The sequence below is a fragment of the Micrococcus sp. KRD128 genome (genome assembly GCF_017168395.1).
GTDB classification, from domain to species: Bacteria; Actinomycetota; Actinomycetes; order Actinomycetales; family Micrococcaceae; genus Micrococcus; species Micrococcus luteus.
The window spans coordinates 17750-39384 of sequence record NZ_JABFAX010000009.1 but is presented as its reverse complement, the minus strand read 5'-3'; the positions used below and the strand labels follow the sequence as shown (position 1 = coordinate 39384).

The following is a 21635-nucleotide window of genomic DNA, read 5'->3' as shown; positions in this document are numbered from 1 at the left end:
CGTCCGACCCGCCCCTGCGCTGCCCGCCCCCTCGGCGCACACGGTGCGGTGGGAGATCACGATCGTCCTCGGCCTCTCCCTGGGGAAGTCGGCGGTCTACGCGATCGTCCAGCTCATCGACAAGGCCACCCAGGCCCCGCTGGGGGAGCAGACCACCGTCCTCAACCCGGCTCTGGCCGACCGCTGGGCCTTCGACCTGACCTATCAGCTGCTCGGCATCGGGTTCGCGCTCGTGCCGGTGGCCCTCGTGCTGCACCTGATGCACCTGCGCGGCCGGAACCCGTTCCGGGTGCTCGGCCTCGACCTGCGCCGCCCCGGCCGCGACCTGGCCTGGGGCCTGGGCCTGTTCGCGGCCATCGGGCTGGGCACGCTCGGCGTCTACGCCGCCGGCCGGGCCCTGGGGATCACGACGGCGATCGTCGGCTCGGCGCTCGGGGAGAGCTGGTACCAGGTGCCGGTCCTGCTGCTCTCCGCGCTGCGGCATGGACTGCTGGAGGAGGTCATCGTGGGCGCCTGGCTCGTCGACCGGCTCGGGTATCTGCAGCGGCTCCGCGCCGCGGGCCTGGCGCGCGATCCGGCGCCGGCCGTGCCGTCGTCGTGGGTGAGCGCCGAGGGGCTGTACCTGCCGACCCGCGCGGCCGTCGTGGTGCTCGGCCTCGCGCTGCTGCGCGGGGCGTACCACCTGTACCAGGGGATCGGGCCGGGCGTGGGCAACGCCCTGATGGGCGTGGTGTTCGCGCTCGTGTTCCTGCGGGTGCGCCGGGTGATGCCGCTGGTCATCGCGCACGCGCTGCTGGACGCCGTCGGGTTCGTCGGCTACCCGCTGCTGGCGCGGGCGGGGCTGCTCGGCTGAGCGGCCCCGCCCCCGCGCTCAGAGCGTGATCTCACCCTTCGGGGTGCGGAAGGTGACCGAGACGATGCCCGGGGTGCCGGAGGGCGCGACGTACTCGATGTCCACGTCCTGGACCTGGCCGTCCTCGTCGTCGCCGAGCCACTCGGCGAGGCGCTCGGGGGAGCCGGCGATGTTCAGGTGCTCGATGGTGGCCTGCGGCTCGGCCGCCTGCGAGGGGTGCATGTCCTCCTGGCCGTCGGCCCAGCGCAGGATGAACGGCAGCTGCGGGTCCGCGAGGGTGCCCTTGATGCCGATCTGGCGCCAGGACAGCTCGCGGCCGTCCGGGAAGCGACGGTTGCCGGGGACGGCCTCGCGGCCGAGGCGGCGCTCGAACCGGCCGATGTCCGGGGTGGCCACGGCCCAGCTCATCCAGCCGCCGCCCTGCTCGGTGCGGGCGCGCACGAGCTGGCCGAACGGCGCGCTGAGGGAGGCCGGGTGGTCCAGGGCCTCGACGACCTCCAGATACTGCCCCCCCGTCATGGGGAAGAGCGCGTTCTGGGTGCCGAAACGTGGGTGGACACCGCCCTTGATCCGCTCGATGCCCAGCGTCTCGGCGATGCGGGCGACCGTGGCGTCCAGGCCCTCGGGGCCGGCGGCGTAGGACACGTGGTCCATGCGACAGGTGTGCACTGCGCTGTTCCTCTCCGTTCCCGGGCTGCCCCGGGGGTTGACCTGGTGCGAGTCGGGGGGCGTCGAGCCCTTGACGGGTCGGGTGCCCCCGTGCGGAGAGCGTATCCGCGTGTGACACGCGTGACGAAATCGTGGCGGGGCGGCGGGCTACACTCGGAGACACGGTCACGAGAGTCAGCAACAGGCCCCGGCATGCTGACCGGCAACCCTCCTTCCGCGGTGGGGTGCCCCGGGTGACGACCAGGCCGGCCCCACAACGGGTGCCGGCAAGCGCGGGCCGATCCCACGGCCCCTCTCGACGGCGCCGGGTCATCTCCGGCACCTCGACGACGCCGGCCCCCGGATCGGCACGTCGGCCGGCGGGCGGGGCGGACGGGTCCGGCCCCTGATCCCTTCAGGAGGGTCCGCCATGACCGACCAGCCCACCCCGACCCCCGACGCCTGGGGCTTCTCCACCGCGCAGGTCCACGCGGGCGTCGCCGTCGGCCAGCACGCCTTCGGTGCGACCGCCCTGCCGATCTTCCAGACCACCTCGTACGACTTCCCGTCCGCCCAGGTGGCCGCGGACCGGTTCGCGCTCAAGGACCTCGACCCGCTCTACACCCGCATCGGCAACCCGACGCAGGGCCCGGTGGAGGAGAAGATCGCCGCGCTCGAGGGCGGTGTGGGCGCGCTGCTGCTGGCCTCCGGTCAGGCGGCGACGACGTTCGCGATCCTCAACCTCGCCGGCGCCGGCGACCACGTGGTCGCCTCGGCCAGCCTCTACGGCGGCACGCAGAACCTGTTCAAGCACACCCTCGCCAAGGTCGGCGTCGAGACGACGTTCGTGACCGACCCGGACGACATCGAGTCCTGGCGCGCCGCCGTGAAGCCGAACACCAAGGCGTTCTTCGGCGAGACCCTCGGCAACCCGCGCGGCGACGTCCTGGACGTGCGCGCCGTCGCCGACGCCGCCCACGAGGCCGGCGTGCCGCTGATCGTGGACAACACGCTGGCCACCCCGTACCTGCTGCGGCCGATCGAGCACGGCGCCGACGTCGTCACCCACTCCGCCACGAAGTACCTCGGCGGGCACGCCGCGGCCATCGCGGGCGTGATCGTCGACGCCGGCACGTTCGACTACGCGCAGCACGCCGAGCGGTTCCCCGGCTTCAACGAGCCGGACGAGTCCTACCACGGCCTCGTCTACGCGCGGGACCTCGGGGTGGGCTCGCCGTTCGGCGCCAACCTGGCCTTCATCCTCAAGGCGCGCGTGCAGCTGCTGCGCGACTACGGCTCGGCCATCTCCCCGTTCAACGCGTTCCTGGTGAACCTCGGCCTGGAGACCCTGTCCCTGCGCATGGAGCGGCAGGTGGCCAACGCGGCCGCGGTGGCGGGCTGGCTGGAGGGTCGCGACGACGTCGAGCACGTGGTCTACGCCGGCCTGGAGTCCAGCCCGTGGCACGAGCGGGCCCAGCGCTACCTGCCGAAGGGCGCGGGCGCGTTCGTCTCCTTCGAGATCGCGGGCGGCCGCGAGGCCGGGGCCGCGTTCGTGGACGGGCTCACCCTGCACCACCACGTGGCCAACATCGGCGACGTCCGCTCCCTCGTGGTGCACCCGGCCTCCACCACCCACGCCCAGCTCACCGACGACGAGCAGCGCGCCGCGGGCGTCACTCCCGGCCTGGTGCGGCTCTCGCTCGGCGTGGAGGACCTCGAGGACATCCTCGCCGACCTTGAGCGCGGCTTCGCGGCCGCCGCCCGCCGCGGCGACGACGACGCAGGGGATCAGGCATGACCGCCGTCGCCACGCGTCCGTCGCGCACCGCGCTGCCCCGCGGCGGCCGCCACCGCCTGCGGGTCGGCGAGCTGCGCACCGAGACCGGCGGGCTGCTGCCCGACGTCGAGCTGGCCTACGAGACCTGGGGCACCCTCGCCGCCGACGGCTCCAACGCCGTGCTCGTGCTGCACGCCCTCACCGGCGACGCGCACGTGGCCGCGCACGAGCAGGACCCGACGCCGGGCTGGTGGGACGCCCTCGTCGGCCCGGGCCGCGCCGTGGACACGGACCGGTGGTTCGTGGTCGCCCCCGCCATGATCGGCGGCTGCCACGGCTCCACCGGGCCCTCGACGCCGGCCCCCGACGGGCGGCCCTGGGGCTCCCGGTTCCCGTTCCTCACGCTGCGGGACGCGGTCGAGGCCGAGCGGCGCCTGGCCGACCACCTCGGGATCGGCGCCTGGCACGCCGTGATCGGCGGATCGATGGGCGGGGCCCGCGCCCTCGAGTGGGCCGCGACCCACCCCGCGCGCGTCGCCGGGGTGGGTGTGCTGGCCGCCACCGCGGCCTCCTCCGCCGACCAGATCGCGTGGGGGCAGGCGCAGACCGCGGCCATCCGCCTCGACCCGGACTTCCAGGGCGGCGACTACTACCCCGGCCCCGGCCCCGTGGCCGGCCTGGGCATCGCCCGGCGCATCGCCCACACCACCTACCGCACGGCCGGCGAGCTCGGCCAGCGGTTCGGCCGGGAACCGCAGGGCGTCGAGGACCCGTTCGGCACCGTCGTCGGGGTGCCGGGCGGGCGCGGGCGCTACGCCGTGGAGTCCTACCTGGACCACCAGGCGGCCAAGCTCGCCGACCGGTTCGACGCGAACTCCTACCTCGTGGTCACCGAGGCCCTCATGGGCCACGACGTCGGGCGCGGGCGCGGCGGCGTGGCGGCGGCGCTCGCGGACTACCGGGGCCGGGCGTTCGTGGCGGCCGTCGACTCGGACCGGCTCTACCTGCCGGCCGAGTCCGAGGCGCTCGCGGCGGCGCTGCCCGCGCGGCCGCCGGTGCACACGATCGCCTCGCCCATCGGCCACGACGGGTTCCTCACCGAATACGGGCAGGTGGCCGACACGCTGAAGCGCGCCCTCGCCCTCTGAACTTTCGTTCGGGAAACGGCGGCGTGTCGCGGCACTGTCGTTCGGGAAACGGCCACCGGCCCCCGCCGGCCGGGCTCAGGGCTCGACGATGTCCAGCGGCTCGGTGTGGTCCGAGCCCTGCGGCATCGGCGCACCGAAGAGCGGCTCGGGGACGGGGCGCTTGGCCGTGACGCCGTCGCCGGAGGAGACGCCGCGGAGGCGGCGGACCACCCACGGCGCCAGGTGCGTGCGCACCCACGCGGCGTCCGACGCGCGGGCCTCGCGCCACGTGCGCGGCGCCGGCGGGGCCAGGCGCAGGTGCTCGAGGCCGTGCTCCACGCCGAGGGTGTCCAGCACCATCGCGGCGATCGTGTGGTGGCCGAGCGCGGAGAAGTGCAGGCGGTCCTCGGCCCACATCTCCCGCCGGGCGAGGTCCTTGAGCGACCACATGTCCGGCACCAGCGCGTCGTGCCGCAGGGCGATGGTGCGCACGTTCTCGTTGTAGATCGCCACGGTGCCGCGGATGCGGCCGATGACGGGCGTGCCCTTCACGTCGGTCGCGTTGAACAGCAGCACGGTGGCGCCGTCGGAGGCCAGGCGCTCGACGACGGCGTCCAGCCGGGCCGCGATCTCGTCCGGGTCCGCGCCGCGCAGGATGTCGTTGCCGCCCGCGCAGACGCTGATGAGGTCCGGCCGCAGGGCGAGCGCCGGCTCGACCTGGTCCTCGGCGATCTGGTCCAGCAGCTTCCCGCGGACCGCCAGGTTGGCGTAGGCCAGGTCCTCACCGGCCGGGGTCAGGCGGGAGAGTTCCTCGGCCAGGCGGTCGGCCCAGCCGCGGTGGTAGCCGGGGCGGTCCGGGTCCGGGTCGCCGATGCCCTCGGAGAACGAGTCCCCGATGGCGACGTAGCGGCGCCACGGATGGGCGGCGGGATCGTCGACCGGGGTCGCGTCGGAGGCGTGCGGAGGCTGGGAGGAAGATGGGTTACCCACGGGTAGGATTCTGCCCGCCCCGCGCGGGAGGGGTCAACCGCCGGGCGGGGCCGACCGCGCCGCTCGCTAGGCTGGCGGGCGTGAACGCGAACCCCACCCCCGCCGTCGAGCCCGTCGTCCGCTGGTCCCGCCCCGAGGGCGAGCGCACCGAGGACCTGCTGGTCGTCCTGCACGGCTACGGCGCGAACGAGGACGACCTGTTCGGCCTCGTCCCGCACCTGCCCGAGCACGTGACGGTGGCCGCCGTGCGCGCGCCCCTGCCCCTGCAGCCGGGCTCCCACGCCTGGTTCCCGCTCTCCCAGGACCCGGTCACGGGCGAGCTGGGCTCCACCGCCGAGCCGGTCCGCGAGGCCGTCGAGGCCCTGCACGCCTGGGTGCAGGCCGTGCGCGGGGACTTCCGCACCGTCTCCCTGCTCGGCTTCTCGCAGGGCATGGCGATGGCCACGTCGCTGCTGCGCCTGGACCCGGAGGCCTACGCGTGCACCGTGGCGCTGTCCGGCTTCGTGGTGGACCCGGAGCTCACCGAGCCGCGGCTGCGCGAGCTGTTCACCCGGGACGACGACGTCGCCCGCGTCCGACCGAAGGTCTTCTGGGGCCGCGGCCAGGAGGACCCGATCATCTCCGAGCCCCGGGTCGAGGAGACCCATGCCTGGCTGACCGCCCACGTGGACCTCATGAAGATCGTCTACGCCGGGCTCGGCCACGCGATCAACGAGCAGGAGCTGGGCCACGTGAAGGAGTACCTCGTCCACATGGTGCCGCCCCGCGGCTGACCCACCGGGCCTGTTCGACGACGGCGCCGCGGCCGCCCGCCGGTGCGTCGGCTCAGGCCTGCTCGGCCTGGACCACGAACGCCTCGCCGTTGAACTCCACGACGTCCCCGTCGTGCAGCTGGGCTCCGCGACGCGTCTCGACCGCGCCGTTGACGGTGACGAGACCGTCGGTGACGACGTCGCGGGCCATGGCGCCGTCCTCCACGAGGGAGGCGAGCTTGAGCGCCTGGCCGAGGCGGATGGACTCGTCACGGATGGGCAGGGGCTGGGCGTCGGGTGCGTTCGTCTCGGTCATGGTGTCCATCATGGCCGGTAGGCTGGACGGGATCGACCGGCGCGCCGCGCCGGAACGGGCCCGCCGCGTCGAAGGCGGCCGGGTGCCGTCGTCGTCGTGATCCCCTCCCGCCCCGCCGATGAGTACGGAAGTGATGCCCCCATGGCTGCCAAGTCCCCGCTGGACAACGTCATCAACCTCGCCAAGCGCCGAGGCTTCGTGTTCCAGGCCGGTGAGATCTACGGCGGTTCGCGCTCCGCGTGGGACTACGGGCCCCTGGGTGTGGAGCTGAAGGAGAACATCAAGGCCGAGTGGTGGAAGACCTTCGTGCGCTCCCGTGAGGACATGGTGGGCCTGGACTCCTCCATCATCCTGCCGCGCGCCGTGTGGGAGGCCTCCGGCCACGTCGAGACCTTCACCGACCCGCTCGTGGAGTGCACCCAGTGCCACAGGCGGCACCGCCAGGACCACCTGCTCGAGGCGTTCGAGGCCAAGAAGGGCCGGCCGGCCGAGGGCATGGCCGAGATCGTGTGCCCGGACTGCGGAACCCAGGGCGCCTGGACCGAGCCGCAGCTGTTCTCGGGCCTGGTCAAGACCTACCTCGGCCCCGTGGACAACGAGGAGGGCCTGCACTACATGCGCCCGGAGACGGCGCAGGGCATCTTCGTGAACTTCCTCAACGTGCTGGGCGCGGCCCGGAAGAAGCCGCCGTTCGGCATCGGCCAGATCGGCAAGGCGTTCCGCAACGAGATCACCCCGGGCAACTTCATCTTCCGCACCCGCGAGTTCGAGCAGATGGAGATCGAGTACTTCGTGCCGCCGGCCGAGGCGGGCCAGCACTTCGACCGCTGGGTCGAGGACTGCTGGGACTGGTTCATCGACCTCGGCATCGACCCCGCGAACCTGCGGAAGTTCGACGTCCCCGCGGACGAGCGGGCCCACTACTCGGACGCCACGATCGACCTCGAGTACGACTTCGGCTTCACCGGCGGCGACGGCTGGGGCGAGCTGATGGGCATCGCGAACCGCACCGACTACGACCTCGGCCGGCACACCGCGCACTCGGGCACGAAGATGCAGTACTTCGACCAGGCCAACAACGAGCACTACACCCCGTACGTGATCGAGCCGTCCTTCGGCCTGACCCGCGCCATGATGGCGTTCCTCGTGGACGCCTACGCCGAGGACGAGGCCCCGAACGCCAAGGGCGGCGTGGACGTGCGCACCGTGCTCAAGCTGGACCCGCGCCTGGCCCCGGTCAAGGCCGCCGTGCTCCCGCTGTCGAAGAAGCCCGAGCTGCAGCCGGCCACCCAGTCCCTCGCGGCGGAGCTGCGCACCCTCTGGAACATCGAGACGGACGACTCCGGCGCGATCGGCCGTCGCTACCGCCGCCAGGACGAGATCGGCACCCCGTTCTGCATCACCGTGGACTTCGACACCCTCGAGGACCAGGCCGTGACCATCCGCGAGCGGGACACCATGGCCCAGGAGCGCGTGGCGCTGTCCCAGGTGAAGTCCTACCTGCTGGAGCGCCTGGTCAAGTGAGCGGGGACGTGACGGGAACGGTCGGGGCTGCGGGGCACGACGACGGCGGCGCGCTGTTCGACTCCGCCGCGGTCGCCGGCGGGAAGATCGTGCTGCGTCCCTGGCGGCCCGGGGACGACCTGGCCCTGCTCGAGGTGTGGGGTGACCCAGCCAACGCGCAGCAGCACCAGGACCGGGCGATGCTCGCCGAGGACGCGGAACGGCCCTGGCGCCGCGCGCTCGTGGCCGAGGCCGCCGGTGTGCCGGTGGCGGCCGGCGTCGTCTACGCCTCGTCCGTGCACCCGCGGCGGCTGTGGCTGTACGTCGAGACCGCGGCCGCCGAGCGGCGCCGGGGCATCGGCCGGGCGCTCGTGGCGGCCCTGCGGGGGCTCGCCGTACAGGCGCACGCCGCCGGCGCCATCCCGACGACGGCCCTGAAGGCCCGGTTCGCCAGGGACGCCCTGGTGCCCGGCGTGGCCGGCGCCGACCCGCAGACCGAGGCCGACGGTGCCACGGGCCGCCCGCCCGTGGACACGGACGCCGTGCGGTCCCAGACCGCCGCCCTGGCCGCCGGCACCGAGGCGTTCCTCGTGGCCGAGGGCTTCACGCCCGTGCAGCGCTCCCGCCGCGTCGCGATCGCCCCGGGGGCCATCGGCCTGCCGGACGTGCGCGGGGAGGAGCACCCGGACGGCGTGGTCCTCGAGGAGGCCTCGACCGGCTCCGTCGAGCTGACGCAGGCGGTCACCGCGTTCTACGACGCCGTGCACGCGTGGGACCCGTCGACCCTGAGTGTCGGGGCCGCCCAGCAGCTGCTGCTGGGCCCGGCCACCGGGGCCGCGGGCGCCGTCGTGCTCCGCGACGCGCCGAAGGCCGAGGGCGGGCGCATCCGCGCGTTCGCGGTGTCCTACACGCCGGAGCGCCAGGACGCGCCGGCCGATGTGCTCGTGGGCTGGGACCCGGAGCTGGGGGAGGAGGACGCGCTGCAGGCCGTGGCCGACCTGCTCGCCCTGCTCGTGGCCCAGTACCCCGTGCAGATCGAGGTGGACGAGGCGATGGCCCCGCTGGAACGGATCGTGGACGGGCTCATCGGCGGCAACGCGGCGCGGACCCTGGTGGACACGTACGTGTTCGTGGACGACGCGCCGGGCGCGTGAACCGGGCGGCCGCAGCGGACCGCCGGCGCGCCCGCGCCCTGCGGGGCACCGTCCTCGCGGTGGCCCTGCTCAACGGCGCCTACCTGGTGGTCGAGATCATCCTGGCCCTGGGGATCGGCTCGGTGGCCCTCGTGGCGGACTCCGTCGACTTCTTCGAGGACTTCGCCGTCAACCTGCTGATCTTCGTGGCGCTGGGGTGGACGGCGGCCCGGCAGGCGGTCATCGGCAAGGTCATGGCCGGGGTCATCGTGCTGCCGGCCGTGGCGGCGCTCGTCATGGCGGCCACGAAGGTCGGGGACCCCGAGCCGCCGGCCGCGGGCGTGCTGCTGGGGGTGGCCGTCGGCTCGATCCTCGTGAACCTCGTGTGCGTGGCCCTGCTGTCCCGCGTCCGCACCGACGGCGGCTCCCTCACCCGGGCGGCGTGGCTCGCGGCGCGCAACGACCTCGTGGCCGGCGCCGTGCTGATCGCCCTGTCCGGGATCACCGTGCTGACGGCGTCGGGCTGGGCGGACATCATCGTGGGCGTGCTGCTCGTGCTGCTCAACGGCTCCGCCGCCAAGGAGATCTGGGAGGCCGCGACCGAGGAGCACCTGGCGGCCCGGGCCCTCGCCGGCGAGGTCGACGACGACTGAGCGGTTCCTACGGGGTGGCGGGCAGCCGGGCGGCCAGCACCGCCCCGACGACGGCCAGGCCCAGGAACACCGTCAGCGCCGGTGCCAGACCGACGGCGCCGGCCAGCGCCCCGACCGCCGGGCTGAGCCCGACCCCGGCCAGCCGCATGCACCAGCTCGTCACCGCCAGCCCGGTCTGCGGCTTGAGCCCGGGCGCCTCGTCGCCGAGGGCATAGGCCACGGGCACCACCACGGCGCAGCCGAGCCCCGCCAGGGCCAGCCCCGCGAACGCGGCAGGCACGGCCACCGACTCGGGCAGCGGCGCCAGGGCCAGCCCCAGCCCCACGACGACGGCGCCCAGCCCCGCCGTCAACGCCCCGCGTCGTCCCAGGGCGGCCAGGGTGCGGTCGCCCGCGAGGCGGCCGATGAACTGCGCGCCCAGCAGGGTCGACGCGCCGAGCACCGCCGCGGCCGGGTCCAGGCCGCGCTCGGTGATCAGGAACAGGGTGGCCCACGCGTTGCCGAACTCCTCCACGCCGAAGCCGGCCATCGCGATCACCACGGCGGGGACGAGCGCGGCCAGGGCGGCACGCGGCGGGAGCACCCCGCTGCGGGCCGGCGTCGGGCGCGCGGATGCCTCGTCGGACGCGTCATCGGTCGGCACCGGATCCGCGGGGTCCTCGGTCAGGAACAGGCGCCGGACCCCCAGCAGCACCGCGACGCACACGGCGCCGTTGAGCCCCAGGTGCAGGGCCGCGGGGCCGCCCACGGTGATGACCGCGGCGCCGAGCCCGGCGCCGGCGGCCGCTCCGAGGCTCCAGCCGGCGTGCATGGTCGTGAGCACGGGCCGGGCCAGCCGGGTCTGCACCTGCAGGCCCTGCGCGTTCTGGGCGGTGTCCACGACGGCGTCGAGCACGCCCGACGCCAGGACGAGGCCCGCGAAGACCCACAGCGGCCAGCCCGCGGCCGTGCCCGCACCGTGCCCGGCCCCCGCGCCCGCCCCGGCGATGTCGAGGACGAGACCGGCCGCCGTCGTCAGCAGGGCGATGGCCACGCTGCCGGCGAGCATGACGCGGCGGGCGCCGAACCGGCGCAGGATCGGCGCGGGCAGGGGCCCGGCGAGCGTGCCGCCCACGGCGAGCGCGATGACGAGCAGGCCGAAGGCGGCCGGGTCCAGTCCGAACGCGGCCTTCGCCTCCGGGTAGTGCGGGATGAGCGCGCCGAGCAGGGCGCCGTTCGTCGCGAAGGCGGCGGTGACGGCCCAGCGCGCGCGACGGGCTCGGGCGAAGCCGTCGTCGGCTGGGACGTGCGGCGCGGCCTGGCTCATGCATCCCAGCCGAGCAGGCGCCAGACCTCCGCCCAGCCGGCGAAGATCTTCGCGTTGTACTCGACCCCGAGCTGGTTGGGGTTGGCGAACAGGACCCAGTCGGCGGCGGCGACGGCGTCGTCGGCGGCGAGCTTCTCCGCGACCTCCTCGGCGGACCCGGCGTAGGTCGGGCCGGAGCGGGCGGCGCCGCCCTCGAGCATGCCGGAGGAGTCGCGCGAGGCCCGCTCCCGACCGAAGTACAGCTCGTCCTCCCGGTCCTGGATGACGAACGCGGAGCGCGTGACCGCCGTGCGGCCCGGACCGGCGTGGCCGGCCGCGGCGAAGGCCTCCCGGTAGCGGGCGATCTGGTCGGCCTGCTGGACGTGGAAGGGTCGGCCGTCGTCCTGCAGGAGCAGGGTGGAGGAGAGCATGTTGTAGCCGTCCCGCCCCGCCTCGACCGCCGACGGCGTGGACCCCGACCCCCACCAGATCCGGTCCGCGAGCCCGGGGGAGTGCGGCTCGATCCGCAGCGGCTGCGAGCTGTGCGCCCAGCCGGAGGTCAGGTCCGGCGCCGCGATCCCCTCACCGCGCACGGCCGAGAGGAAGCGGCGTCCGCGCTCGCGGGTCACGTCGGCCCAGGTCTGCCCCTCGGCGAGGGTGTAGCCGAACTGCGCCTGGCCGTCGAGGGCGGCCTCGGGTGAGCCGCGGGAGACGCCGAGCTCGAGCCGGCCGCCGGAGATGAGGTCCGTGGTGGCCGCGGCCTCGGCCATGTACAGGGGGTTCTCGTAGCGCAGGTCGATCACGCCGGTGCCGAGGCTGATCCGCTCGGTGCGGGCGGCCATCGCGGCGAGGATCGGGAACGGCGAGGAGAACATCCGCTGGAAGTGGTGGACGCGCAGCCAGGCGCCGTCGAGCCCGGCGTCCTCGGCGGCCACGGCCATGGCGACGACGTCGTCGAGGGCCTGCCGCGCGTCCGGTTCGGCGCCGGGACGGTGGATCCAGTGGCCGAAGTTGAGGAAGCCGAGGTGCTTGCGGGTCATGCCGGGTGCAACCGCGGGGCGGGCGGGGCTGTTCCCGGTGCTCGTCTGACCGCCGGCCGGCGACATCACCTGCGGGCAGACCCGCGGAGATGTCGCTGCGGAGCGGTCGATCGCCGCGGCGTCCGCCATACTGGCGGGCATGAGTGAGCAGTGGAGCGAGAAGGACATCGAGCTGGCGAACCGGCTCTTCGACATGGCGCGTGACGGGGACACGGCCCAGCTGAAGGCGTACCTGGACGCCGGGGTGAGCACGCGCCTGCGCAACCACGCGGGCGACTCCTTCCTCACCCTCGCCGCCTATCACGAGCACCCGGACACGGTGGCGATGCTGATCGAGGCCGGCGCCGAGATCGAGCACGCCAACGATCGCGGCCAGCGCGCCCTGACCTGCGCCACGTTCAAACGGGATGTCGCCTCGATGCGGCATCTGCTCGCGGCCGGTGCGGACCCGGACGCGGGCACCCCCTCGGCGCGTCAGACCGCTCAGATGTTCGCCGGTGCTGACCTGCTGGCGGTGCTCGACGGCGGGGACGCGGCGCCGGCGTCGGAGGCCTGACCCGCCGGGAGGACGGTCTGCCCGTCCCGGCGGGGTGCCTCTGCGATCGCCTCCCAGCGGGCCTCGTGGTGGGGCACGGTGACGCGGGTGCCGGGCGGAATGGAAGAATGGGGTCCGACATGACTTCTTCCCACACCCTCCCCGCCGCGGCGGTGACCGACGCCGACGACGTCGCCGACCTCCACGCCGCGCACTACGCCAAGTCCGCCGGCGCCGGTCGACGCATCACCGACGACGATCAGCTCCACGAGGCCCGCCACCCCGCCCCGACGACGGACCGCCTGGCCCTGCCCCCGCTGCGGCTGGGGCCGCTGACCATCGACGTCCCCGTGGTGCTCGCCCCCATGGCCGGCATCACCAACACCGCGTTCCGCCGCCTGTGCCGCGAGTACGGTGGCGGCCTCTACGTCAACGAGATGGTCACGGCCCGCGCGCTGGTCGAGCGGAAGCCCGAGTCGATGCGCATCATCCAGCACGACCCCGACGAGGTGCCCCGCTCCGTCCAGCTCTACTCCGTGGACCCGGTCACCACCGGCGCGGCGGTGCGGATGCTGGTCGAGGAGGACCGCTGCGACCACATCGACATGAACTTCGGCTGCCCCGTGCCGAAGGTGACCCGGCGCGGCGGCGGCTCGGCCCTGCCGTGGAAGTCGGAGCTGTTCGCCTCGATCGTCAAGGCGGCCGTCACCGAGGCCGCGAAGAGGGACATCCCGGTGACCGTGAAGATGCGTCGCGGCATCGATGAGGACCACCTGACCTTCCTCGACGCCGGCCGCACGGCCCGCGACCTCGGCGTCGCCGCCGTGGCCCTGCACGGCCGCACCACGCGCCAGTTCTACTCGGGCACCGCCGTGTGGGACGACATCGCCCGGCTGCGCGAGGCCCTGCCGGACATCCCCGTACTCGGCAACGGCGACATCTGGTCTGCGGAGGACGCCATCGCGATGGTCGAGCAGACCGGCGTGGACGGCGTCGTGATCGGCCGCGGCTGTCAGGGCCGGCCGTGGCTGTTCGGCGACCTGCAGGCCGCGTTCGAGGGCCGCCAGGACCGGTTCCAGCCGACGCTCGGCATGGTCGCGGACACGCTGTACCGCCACGCCGAGCTGCTCGTGGGCACCTTCGGCGGCGACGAGCTCAAGGCCCTGCGGGACATCCGCAAGCACGTGGCCTGGTACTTCAAGGGCTACCCCGTGGGCTCCGAGATCCGCACCGCCCTGTCCACCGTCCCGGACCTCGCCACGATGCGCGAGATCCTCGCCCGCGTGGACCGCGACCAGCCCTACCCGGGCGAGGCCGCCGAGGGCCCGCGCGGCCGCTCCGGCGCCCCCAAGCGCCCGCACCTGCCGGACGGCTGGCTCGACTCCCGCGAGCTCAATGCCGAGCAGCAGGCCATGATCCAGGCCGCCGAGCTGGACGTCTCCGGTGGCTGAGCCCACGACGCCGGTGCCCGCAGCCGGAACGCCCGCCGCGCCGTCGTCGCCCTGGACCGGCGCCGCCCACCAGCCGGTGCTGTTCGGCCCCGAGGGCCGGCCCCCGTATGCCGGCCGCGCCGTGCAGACCCCCGGCTACACGCCGTGGGACCGGGAGCGGTGGCTGCCCGAGCCGCCCAAGTCCTCCTACCGCTCGGACTTCGAGCGGGACCGCGCCCGCGTGCTGCACTCCGCGGGCCTGCGCCGGCTGGGGGCCAAGACCCAGGTGGTCGCCCCGGACGCGGACGACTTCGCCCGCACCCGCCTGACGCACTCGCTCGAGGTGGCCCAGGTGGGGCGTGAGCTCGGTCGGTCGCTGGGCTGCGACCCCGACCTCGTGGACACCGCCTGCCTGTCCCACGACCTCGGCCACCCGCCCTTCGGACACAACGGGGAGAAGGCGCTCGACGCGGCCAGCGAGGACGTCGGCGGCTTCGAGGGCAACGCCCAGACCCTGCGGCTGCTGGCCCGCCTCGAGCAGAAGAAGCTCTTCGCGGACGGCTCCTCCGCGGGCCTGAACCTCACGCGCGCCGCCCTCGACGCCGCGTGCAAGTACCCGTGGACCCGTGAGGACGCCCCGCTGCGCCCCGACGGCACGCGTTCGCGCAAGTTCGGCGTCTACGAGGACGACCTGCCCGTGTTCCGTTGGTTCCGCGCCGGGGTGCCCGGCACGCGCACGTCCATGGAGGCGCAGGTCATGGACCTCGCGGACGACATCTCCTACTCCGTGCACGACGTCGAGGACGGCGTGGTCAACGCCGTGTTCCAGCTCAAGTGGCTGGCCATCCCGGAGCACCGGGAGCGCGTCGTGGAGACCACCCGCCAGTGGTACCTGCCGCACACGGACCCGGCCGAGGTCGACGCGGCCCTGGCCCGCCTCGAGGCCACCGACGTGTGGGTCTCCGAGATGGACGGCTCCCGGCGGGCGCTCGCGGCGATGAAGGACATGACGAGCCAGCTGATCGGCCGGTTCTGCAGCGCCGCCTTCGACGCCACGCGCCAGGTGTTCGGCAACGAGCCGCTCACCCGCCACGGCGCCGACGTCGTGGTGCCCGAGGAGACGGAGACCGAGATCGCCGTGATGAAGGGCATCGCGGCGGCCTACGTGATGACCGCCGAGCAGCGCCAGCCGCTCTACGCGCGGCAGCGCGAAGTGCTCGCGGAGCTCGTAGCGCTGCTCGACGCGACGGGGGACCGGTACCTCGAGCCGATGTTCGCGTTCGACTGGGCGCAGGCCCCCGACGACGCCGCCCGGCGGCGCGTGGTGATCGACCAGATCGCCTCGCTCACCGATTCGACCGCCGTCGAGTGGCATCACACCCTGGTGCAGGGCGCGCAGTTCCGGCGCGTCTGGCTCTGACCGGCGGGTCCAGCAGCGCGGGCAGCACAGCCCCGGCGGGACCCCGCAGGACGTGCGTGACCGCGCCGCTCAGCTCGGTCTCCACCGGATTCACCTCGACGACGGCGGCCCCGGCGCCCAGCGCCACGAACGGCAGGGACGCCGCCGGCTGGACGATGCCCGAGGTGCCGACCACCAGGCACAGGTCGCAGTCCTCGAGCGCGGCGAACGCGCGGTCCCAGGGCTCGGCCGGCAGCATCTCCCCGAACCACACGATCCCCGGGCGGACCAGCCCGTCCCCGCACACGGTGCAGGCCGGCGGTGCCTCGCGGAGCATCGCCTCGAGGTCGGCCTCGGAGCCGGCCGTCGCCTCGTCCGCGGGCGCGCCCGGGTCGACGTCGGCGGGGGCCCCGCAGTCGGCGCAGCGGTGCTCGAACAGGGAGCCGTGCAGGTGCGCGAGGACCCGGGCGCCGGCGCGCTCGTGCAGGTCGTCCACGTTCTGGGTGACCACCTCCAGACCGGGTGTGCGGCGCTGCCAGGCGGCGACGGCGTCGTGCCCCGGATTCGGTCGGCGGGCCCGCACCATCCGGGCACGCCACCGGTACCAGGACCACACGAGCGCGGGATCCGCGAGGAACGCCTCCTCCGTGGCGAGCTCCTCCGCGGAGAACCGCTCCCACAGGCCGGTCTGGGCGTCGCGGAACGTGGGGATGCCGGACTCGGCGCTCATCCCCGCCCCGGAGAGCACCACGGGACGCTCGGCGGCGGCCACGAGCCCGCGGACGGCGTCCAGCGCGTCGGGGTCGAGGTCGGGAGCGGTGGCGGCGGGGACGGGGTGCGGATCGGCCATGTCCCCAGCCTAGGTGTAGGAGGGCATGACGTTGTTGACACGCACCGGGGCCAACGAGGCCGGAGGAGCCTCTCCGCAGGAGGTATGCGGCCGATGGTAGTTGTAGTGATTCACCCACACCTGCAGGGCCTCACGCCGAGCTAGCGTGAGTCACGAGCGGGCTTCCTTCCGCGGATGAGTGGATGTCGCAATTCCCATCCTGCGGGGCGGAGCCCGCTCGTCTCATCTCAGCCCGTGCCTCGTGTCAAGAACCTCATGACCCACAACACCTAGGCAGGCGGCACGGGTGGGTGCGCCCCCCTCGTTTGGGGGCGGTGTGCGGCGGTATTCCGTCGGAATACCGCCGAAAATCGCCCCCGAACCACAGGGTGGGGTCAGGCGACGTCGGGCGCCGTCGTCGGCAGACCCGTGCCGGCGGCGCGGGCGAGGGCTCGGCGCAGGCCGCGGGCCTTGAGGAGGACCTCGTCGTGCTCGGCGGCCGGGTCCGAGTCCGCGACGATCGCCCCGCCGGCCCCCACGGACCAGCGGCCCCCGGCGAGCACGGCCGTGCGGATCACGACGGACAACGACGTCGTCCCCTCCGCGCCCAGCATCCCCAGCGCCCCGGAGTAGACCCCGCGCGGGGAGGCCTCCCACGCGGCCAGCAGCTCGACGCTGCGTCGCTTCGGCGCGCCGGTCATCGAGCCGCCGGGGAAGAGGGAGCGCACCACGTCCACCGGGTCGACGCCGGCCCGCGCGGTCCCCGTGACCGTGGAGACGAGCTGGTGGACGGTCGCGTAGCTCTCCACCGCCATGAGGGAGGGCACCTGCACGGAGCCGGGCGCGCACACCCGGGAGAGGTCGTTGCGCAGCAGGTCCACGATCATGAGGTTCTCGGCGCGCGTCTTGGGGTCGGCGGCGAGCGCGTGGGCGGCCTCGGCGTCCTCGGCCGGGTCAGCCAGTCGGGCGGCGGTGCCCTTGATCGGCTTGGTGCTGTACCGCCCGTCCCGGCCGGAGAGGAAGCGCTCGGGGGAGGCGGAGACCACGGCCCACCGGCGGGAGCCCGTGCCGTGCTCCAGCAGCGCCGCGTACGGGGCCGGCTGGTGCGCGGCGAGCTCGTGGAAGAGGACCAGCGGGTCCACGCGCAGCCCGGGGTCGGCGTCGAAGCGGGTGGTCAGGCACAGCTCGTAGGAGTCGCCGGCGTGCAGCGCGGCGCGGCAGCGGGCGATCTGCTCGGCGTACGCCGCCCGGTCCTCGCGCCACGTGCCCGGCGCCTCCTCGTCGGCCCGGGGTTCCGGGCCGGCGTTCTCCGGGGGCGGCACGACGGCGTCGCCCGCCGCCGTCTCGAGAGCGCGGCGGGCCGCGGCGAGGGCGCGGCGCACGTCCGCCGCCCAGCGGTCGGCCCCGGCCTCGGCGGCGGTCGGGTCGAGGGAGACGACGCAGCAGTGCAGCACCCCGGCCGCGTGGTCCGCGACGACGTAGCGGGACGGGCGCACCCAGAACTGCGCGGGCAGGGACGCGGGGTCCCCGGGTCGACGTGAGGGCGGGGACACCCCCAGATCCGCCAGGCCGAGTTCGTAGCCGAGCCAGCCGACCAGGCCGCCGCGCAGGGGCAGGCCCTCGCCGCCGACCACCGGCCGGGGTGCGGCCGCGGCCGCGAGGTCCGCCCACGCGCGGTCCGGATCGGCGGGGTCGTCGTGCCGGACCAGGCGCGGGCCGGGGGAGGGCACACGGCCCTGCTCCTCGCCGAGCACGTCCAGCCCGTCGCCCGCCACGGACCAGCGCGCCTCGGCCGGGTCCGGCAGAGCGGAGTCCAGCCAGAACGACGCGGCCCCGCGCATGACGGCGTGCGCATAGACCGCCGCCACGGCGCTCGCCGCCGTGTGGCCGGCCGCCGCGAGCGCCGCGGCGTCCAGCGTGCGCACGGCCACGTGCAGCGGGGTGGCGGCGGCCTCGGGCGGTGCGGGGGCGGTGGGCATGGCCCCCAGCGTAGGGGCCGGACCCCGCCCGGATCGCTCCGTACGCTGGCGACATGCCCTCTTCCCCGCCCCGCCGCGCCCTGGTCGCCGCGCTCGAACGCCACCAGGTGGCGCTGTACCTCGCGGGGATCGCCGCGGGCGCCGTCGTCGGATGGGCCGTGCCCGGGGCCGACGCGTGGGCGGTGCTCGTCGAGCCGGTCCTCGCGCTGCTCCTGCTGGCGACGTTCCTGGCGGTGCCGTTCGCCGCGCTGGGCGCGGGGCTGCGGGACGGGCGGTTCCTCGGGGCACTGCTGGTCCTGAACTTCGTGGTGGTGCCGGCGGTGGTGTTCGGGCTGAGCCGGTTCGTGGCCCACGACGACGCGCTGCTCGTGGGCGTGCTCCTCGTGCTGCTGGCCCCGTGCGTGGACTACGTCATCGCGTTCACCGCACTCGCGGGCGGGGCGGCCGAGCGGCTGCTGGCGGCGGCTCCGCTGCTCATGCTCGTCCAGCTGGTCGTGCTGCCCGTGCTGCTGCGCGTCGTCGCCGGCGAGGCGGTGGTGGCCGCGGTCGACGTCGGGCCCTTCGTCCGTGCCCTGGTCATGCTGATCCTGGTGCCGCTCGCGCTCGCGGCGCTGCTCCAGTGGGGTGCGGTGCGCGGCCGCGGTGGGGTGCGGGACACGGCGGCCGGGGTGGTGCGCGGGTTCACGGCGGCGATGGTCCCGCTCATGGTCGTCACGCTGTTCACGGTGGTCGCCTCGCAGATCCGCGGGGTGGGGGAGCGGCTGCCCGCGCTGGCCGCCGTCGTGCCCCTGTTCGTGGCGTTCGCCGTCGTGATGGTGGCCCTCGGCGTGGTGGCTGCGCGGTGGGCGCGCCTCGACGTGCCCGCAGGACGGGCGCTCGTGTTCTCGGGCGTGACGCGGAACTCCCTGGTCGTGCTGCCGCTGGCGTTGGCCCTGCCGGCGAGCCTGGACCCGGCCCCGCTCGTGGTGGTGACGCAGACGCTCGTGGAGCTCGGGGCGATGGTGAGCCTCGTCCGGCTGGTGCCCCGGCTGCTGCCGCTGCACGGGCAGTCCGCGGGGGCGGGCGAGGGTCGAACCGTGACCTGACCGCCCAGAATGTTGCCTTCCCGTGACCGGAATCACGGTCCCGGGTGGCTATGGTGGGCGACATGAGCCTCTCGTTCGTGTCCTCGGCGCGCCGCCGTCACGGCGGCCTGGCGTCGGCCGCGCTGTTCCATCCGCTGGTCGAGGCGGCCACCGGCGCACTGCCCGTCATCGACCCCGCCACCGGGCGCCCCGCGTCCGAGGGAGCGGACGCGGCGCGGACCGAAGCGCCCCGCGCGGCGGGGACCGGTCCTGCACAGGCCGCAGCGGAGACCGAGCCGTCCACGGAGGCCGGTTCCGCTCGGGGCTGACCGCCCCGCCCCGTCCCTAGAATGGTCCGCATGGCTGGACTGATCGTGCGCAAGGACATCGACCTCGTCCGCGAGCGCACGGACCTGAAGGCCGTGGTGGAGGAGTTCGTCACCCTGCGCTCGGCGGGCGTGGGCTCGTTCAAGGGGCTGTGCCCGTTCCACGACGAGCGGACGCCGTCGTTCCACGTCCGCCCCGGCGTGGGCACCTATCACTGCTTCGGATGCGGCGCGCACGGGGACGTCATCAGCTTCCTCATGGAGCTCGAGCACACCACGTTCATGGAGACCGTGGAGCGACTGGCGTCCCGGGTGGGGGTGGAGCTGCACTACGAGGACGGCGGCACCGGCCCGGACAAGGCGGAGACGGGGCGCCGTCGTCGCCTGTTCGAGGCGAACAAGGTGGCGGACGAGTTCTTCCGTCGGGCCCTCGGCTCGCCCGAGGCCCAGGCCGCCCGCGACTTCCTCACCCAGCGCGGGTTCACACAGGAGCACGCGGCGCAGTTCGGCCTCGGGTACGCCCCGCAGGGGTGGTCGCATCTGCTGGACCACCTCCGGCAGCGCGGCTTCCGGGACGAGGAGCTGCGCGCCTCCGGGCTGGTGTCCGAGGGGCAGCGCGGCCTGTACGACCGGTTCCGCGGCCGCCTGCTCTGGCCCATCCGGGACATGACCGGCGCGACCATCGGCTTCGGCGCCCGCAAGCTCTACGACGACGATCCCGGCCCCAAGTACCTGAACACCCCCGAGACGCCGCTCTACAAGAAGTCCCAGGTGCTCTACGGCATCGACCTGGCCAAGCGCACGATCGCCAAGGAGCGCCAGCTGGTGCTCGTCGAGGGCTACACGGACGTGATGGCGGCCCACCTGGCCGGCGTCGGGACGGCCGTGGCCACGTGCGGCACCGCGTTCGGCGCGGACCACATCAAGGTGGCCCGCCGCCTGATCTCCGACGACGGCACGGGCGGCGAGGTGATCTTCACCTTCGACGGCGACGAGGCCGGGCAGAAGGCCGCCCTCAAGGCGTTCGACGAGGACCACCGGTTCCTCGCCAAGACGTTCGTGGCCGTGGAGCCCAGCGGCATGGACCCGTGCGACCTGCGCATGCAGAAGGGCGACGAGGCGGTGCGCGCGCTCATCGCCTCGCGGCGCCCGCTCTTCGAGTTCGCGATCCGGGCCGGGCTCAAGGACTACGACCTGAACACCGTGGAGGGCCGCGCCGGCGCCCTGCGCCACGCCGCGCCGATCGTGGCGGGGATCAAGGACGCCGTCCTGCGCCCGGGCTACGAGCGGGAGCTGGCCGGCTGGCTCGGCCTGGACCCGAACGCCGTGCACCGGGCCGTGGCCGCGGCCGGGCGCGCACCGCGGCGGGGGCCCGAGCCCGAGGCGCGGCCGACCCCGGCGAGCGACGGGCAGGCGGTCGGGCCCCAGGGCCGCCACGGAGAGGCCGCCGCCCCGGCGCCGCGGATCGTGGTGCCGGTGGACCCGCGCGACCCCGTCACCCGCCGGGAGCGGGAGTCCCTCGAGGTGGTGCTGCAGCACCCCACCCTGCTCTCTGCGGAGCAGTGGACCGCGCTGTACGCCGCCCGCTTCACGGTCCCGCAGTACGCCGCCGTCCACCAGGGCGTGAAGGTGGCCGGCTCGGCCGGGGCCACGCCGCAGCGCTGGGTGGACGCCGTGCGGGACGCGGTGCCCCAGGAGGTGGCCGGCGTCGTCTCCGAGCTGGCCGTCCGCGACCTGCCCGCCCGCACTCCCGAGGATGTGGACCGGTACTGCCGGGACATCATGAACCGCCTGTTCGCCCTGCAGATCGTGCACCGCAAGGAGGAGCTGCTCGGGCGCCTGCAGCGGCTCGGCCCCGAGGGCGACCCCGCCGAGTTCACCCGCCTCAACAGCGAGCTCATGGAACTGGAGGCGCGCCGCCGGGCCCTCCGCGCCGACGACTGACCCCCACCCGTTTTCGTTCGGGAAACGGCGGCTCCAGGCGCGTTGTCGTTCG

20 protein-coding genes, 1 pseudogene and 1 riboswitch are annotated in these 21635 nt (G+C 74.6%); of the genes and pseudogenes, 13 read left to right on the top strand and 8 right to left on the bottom strand.

What is annotated here, in order from left to right; genetic code table 11:
• Window positions 1-853, top strand: an 853-nt coding sequence (locus tag J1M44_RS04350) for a CPBP family intramembrane glutamic endopeptidase (RefSeq protein ID WP_241252788.1), incomplete at its 5' end; no start/stop codon positions are given.
• A gap of 18 nt (window positions 854-871) precedes the next feature.
• Here J1M44_RS04350 and J1M44_RS04345 read toward each other — a convergent pair.
• On the bottom strand, window positions 872-1507 hold the full coding sequence (locus tag J1M44_RS04345; RefSeq protein WP_232502392.1) for a VOC family protein: 636 nt from the start codon (window positions 1505-1507) through the stop codon (window positions 872-874).
• A 178-nt stretch (window positions 1508-1685) separates the two neighbouring features.
• Window positions 1686-1801: riboswitch (SAM riboswitch) on the top strand.
• Between the two features lie 130 nt (window positions 1802-1931).
• Between J1M44_RS04345 and J1M44_RS04340 the strand changes: the two genes are divergently transcribed.
• Window positions 1932-3299: an O-acetylhomoserine aminocarboxypropyltransferase/cysteine synthase family protein gene (locus J1M44_RS04340; protein WP_144824880.1), complete on the top strand. Its 1368-nt coding sequence runs from the start codon at window positions 1932-1934 to the stop codon at window positions 3297-3299.
• Window positions 3296-4426: a homoserine O-acetyltransferase MetX gene (metX, locus tag J1M44_RS04335; RefSeq protein ID WP_002856250.1), complete on the top strand. Its 1131-nt coding sequence runs from the start codon at window positions 3296-3298 to the stop codon at window positions 4424-4426. The genes J1M44_RS04340 and metX overlap by 4 nt, the downstream gene beginning before the upstream one ends.
• Window positions 4427-4501: 75 nt before the next feature.
• Here the strand turns inward: metX and J1M44_RS04330 are convergent, their stop codons facing one another.
• On the bottom strand, window positions 4502-5395 hold the full coding sequence (locus tag J1M44_RS04330; RefSeq protein ID WP_002856248.1) for an SGNH/GDSL hydrolase family protein: 894 nt from the start codon (window positions 5393-5395) through the stop codon (window positions 4502-4504).
• Between the two features lie 80 nt (window positions 5396-5475).
• Between J1M44_RS04330 and J1M44_RS04325 the strand changes: the two genes are divergently transcribed.
• A complete protein-coding gene (locus J1M44_RS04325) occupies window positions 5476-6168 on the top strand; it encodes an alpha/beta hydrolase (RefSeq protein WP_126860728.1) in 693 nt (230 codons plus the stop codon).
• Between the two features lie 52 nt (window positions 6169-6220).
• On the opposite strand, the gene J1M44_RS04320 is transcribed toward J1M44_RS04325, so the two are convergent.
• Window positions 6221-6463, bottom strand: coding sequence for an RNA-binding S4 domain-containing protein (locus J1M44_RS04320; RefSeq protein ID WP_144820179.1), 243 nt, complete (start codon window positions 6461-6463; stop codon window positions 6221-6223).
• 141 nt (window positions 6464-6604) lie between these two features.
• Between J1M44_RS04320 and J1M44_RS04315 the strand changes: the two genes are divergently transcribed.
• Genes J1M44_RS04315 through J1M44_RS04305 form a run of 3 tightly spaced genes read left to right on the top strand, consistent with a single transcriptional unit; the run spans window position 6605 to window position 9752 of the window.
• Window positions 6605-7987: a glycine--tRNA ligase gene (locus J1M44_RS04315; protein WP_002856243.1), complete on the top strand. Its 1383-nt coding sequence runs from the start codon at window positions 6605-6607 to the stop codon at window positions 7985-7987.
• An 8-nt stretch (window positions 7988-7995) separates the two neighbouring features.
• A complete protein-coding gene (locus J1M44_RS04310) occupies window positions 7996-9120 on the top strand; it encodes a GNAT family N-acetyltransferase (protein ID WP_260840817.1) in 1125 nt (374 codons plus the stop codon).
• On the top strand, window positions 9117-9752 hold the full coding sequence (locus J1M44_RS04305; RefSeq protein WP_020628397.1) for a cation transporter: 636 nt from the start codon (window positions 9117-9119) through the stop codon (window positions 9750-9752). The genes J1M44_RS04310 and J1M44_RS04305 overlap by 4 nt, the downstream gene beginning before the upstream one ends.
• A gap of 7 nt (window positions 9753-9759) precedes the next feature.
• Here the strand turns inward: J1M44_RS04305 and J1M44_RS04300 are convergent, their stop codons facing one another.
• Together J1M44_RS04300 and J1M44_RS04295 are read right to left on the bottom strand one after the other, a co-directional pair.
• The gene (locus J1M44_RS04300) at window positions 9760-11058 is read right to left on the bottom strand and encodes an MFS transporter (RefSeq protein ID WP_144824878.1); all 1299 of its coding nucleotides are present in this window, start codon (window positions 11056-11058) and stop codon (window positions 9760-9762) included.
• Entirely contained in the window at window positions 11055-12077 is a 1023-nt protein-coding gene (locus J1M44_RS04295) for an LLM class flavin-dependent oxidoreductase (protein ID WP_044659687.1), read from the bottom strand. Before J1M44_RS04295 ends, J1M44_RS04300 begins: the two co-directional genes overlap by 4 nt.
• Window positions 12078-12216: 139 nt before the next feature.
• Between J1M44_RS04295 and J1M44_RS04290 the strand changes: the two genes are divergently transcribed.
• The 3 genes from J1M44_RS04290 to J1M44_RS04280 all read left to right on the top strand — a co-directional run bounded on the left by J1M44_RS04290 (window position 12217) and on the right by J1M44_RS04280 (window position 15462).
• Window positions 12217-12633 (top strand): ankyrin repeat domain-containing protein, encoded by a 417-nt coding sequence (locus J1M44_RS04290; RefSeq protein WP_002856236.1) that lies wholly within the window; start codon window positions 12217-12219, stop codon window positions 12631-12633.
• A gap of 119 nt (window positions 12634-12752) precedes the next feature.
• On the top strand, window positions 12753-14063 hold the full coding sequence (gene dusB / locus J1M44_RS04285) for a tRNA dihydrouridine synthase DusB (protein ID WP_002856235.1): 1311 nt from the start codon (window positions 12753-12755) through the stop codon (window positions 14061-14063).
• Entirely contained in the window at window positions 14056-15462 is a 1407-nt protein-coding gene (locus J1M44_RS04280; RefSeq protein ID WP_043279825.1) for a deoxyguanosinetriphosphate triphosphohydrolase, read from the top strand. Before dusB ends, J1M44_RS04280 begins: the two co-directional genes overlap by 8 nt.
• Here the strand turns inward: J1M44_RS04280 and J1M44_RS04275 are convergent.
• The 3 genes and pseudogenes from J1M44_RS04275 to J1M44_RS04265 all read right to left on the bottom strand — a co-directional run bounded on the left by J1M44_RS04275 (window position 15389) and on the right by J1M44_RS04265 (window position 18249).
• Window positions 15389-16291 carry an SIR2 family NAD-dependent protein deacylase gene (locus tag J1M44_RS04275; protein WP_020625313.1) on the bottom strand — a complete coding sequence of 301 codons (903 nt, stop codon included), beginning with the start codon at window positions 16289-16291 and terminating at the stop codon, window positions 15389-15391. The genes J1M44_RS04280 and J1M44_RS04275 overlap by 74 nt on opposite strands.
• A 9-nt stretch (window positions 16292-16300) precedes the next feature.
• Window positions 16301-16432 (bottom strand): annotated as a pseudogene (locus J1M44_RS04270) (integrase core domain-containing protein); the annotation flags it as partial.
• 233 nt (window positions 16433-16665) lie between these two features.
• Window positions 16666-18249 (bottom strand): anthranilate synthase component I family protein, encoded by a 1584-nt coding sequence (locus J1M44_RS04265; RefSeq protein WP_144825118.1) that lies wholly within the window; start codon window positions 18247-18249, stop codon window positions 16666-16668.
• 53 nt (window positions 18250-18302) lie between these two features.
• On the opposite strand from J1M44_RS04265, the gene J1M44_RS04260 reads away from it, so the two are divergent.
• The 3 genes from J1M44_RS04260 to dnaG all read left to right on the top strand — a co-directional run bounded on the left by J1M44_RS04260 (window position 18303) and on the right by dnaG (window position 21583).
• A complete protein-coding gene (locus J1M44_RS04260; RefSeq protein WP_144825117.1) occupies window positions 18303-19334 on the top strand; it encodes an arsenic resistance protein in 1032 nt (343 codons plus the stop codon).
• Between the two features lie 62 nt (window positions 19335-19396).
• Window positions 19397-19642: a hypothetical protein gene (locus J1M44_RS04255; protein WP_036334668.1), complete on the top strand. Its 246-nt coding sequence runs from the start codon at window positions 19397-19399 to the stop codon at window positions 19640-19642.
• Window positions 19643-19672: 30 nt separating this feature from the next.
• Window positions 19673-21583, top strand: coding sequence for a DNA primase (dnaG, locus tag J1M44_RS04250; protein ID WP_043282711.1), 1911 nt, complete (start codon window positions 19673-19675; stop codon window positions 21581-21583).
• The last annotated feature ends 52 nt before the right edge of the window (window positions 21584-21635 follow it).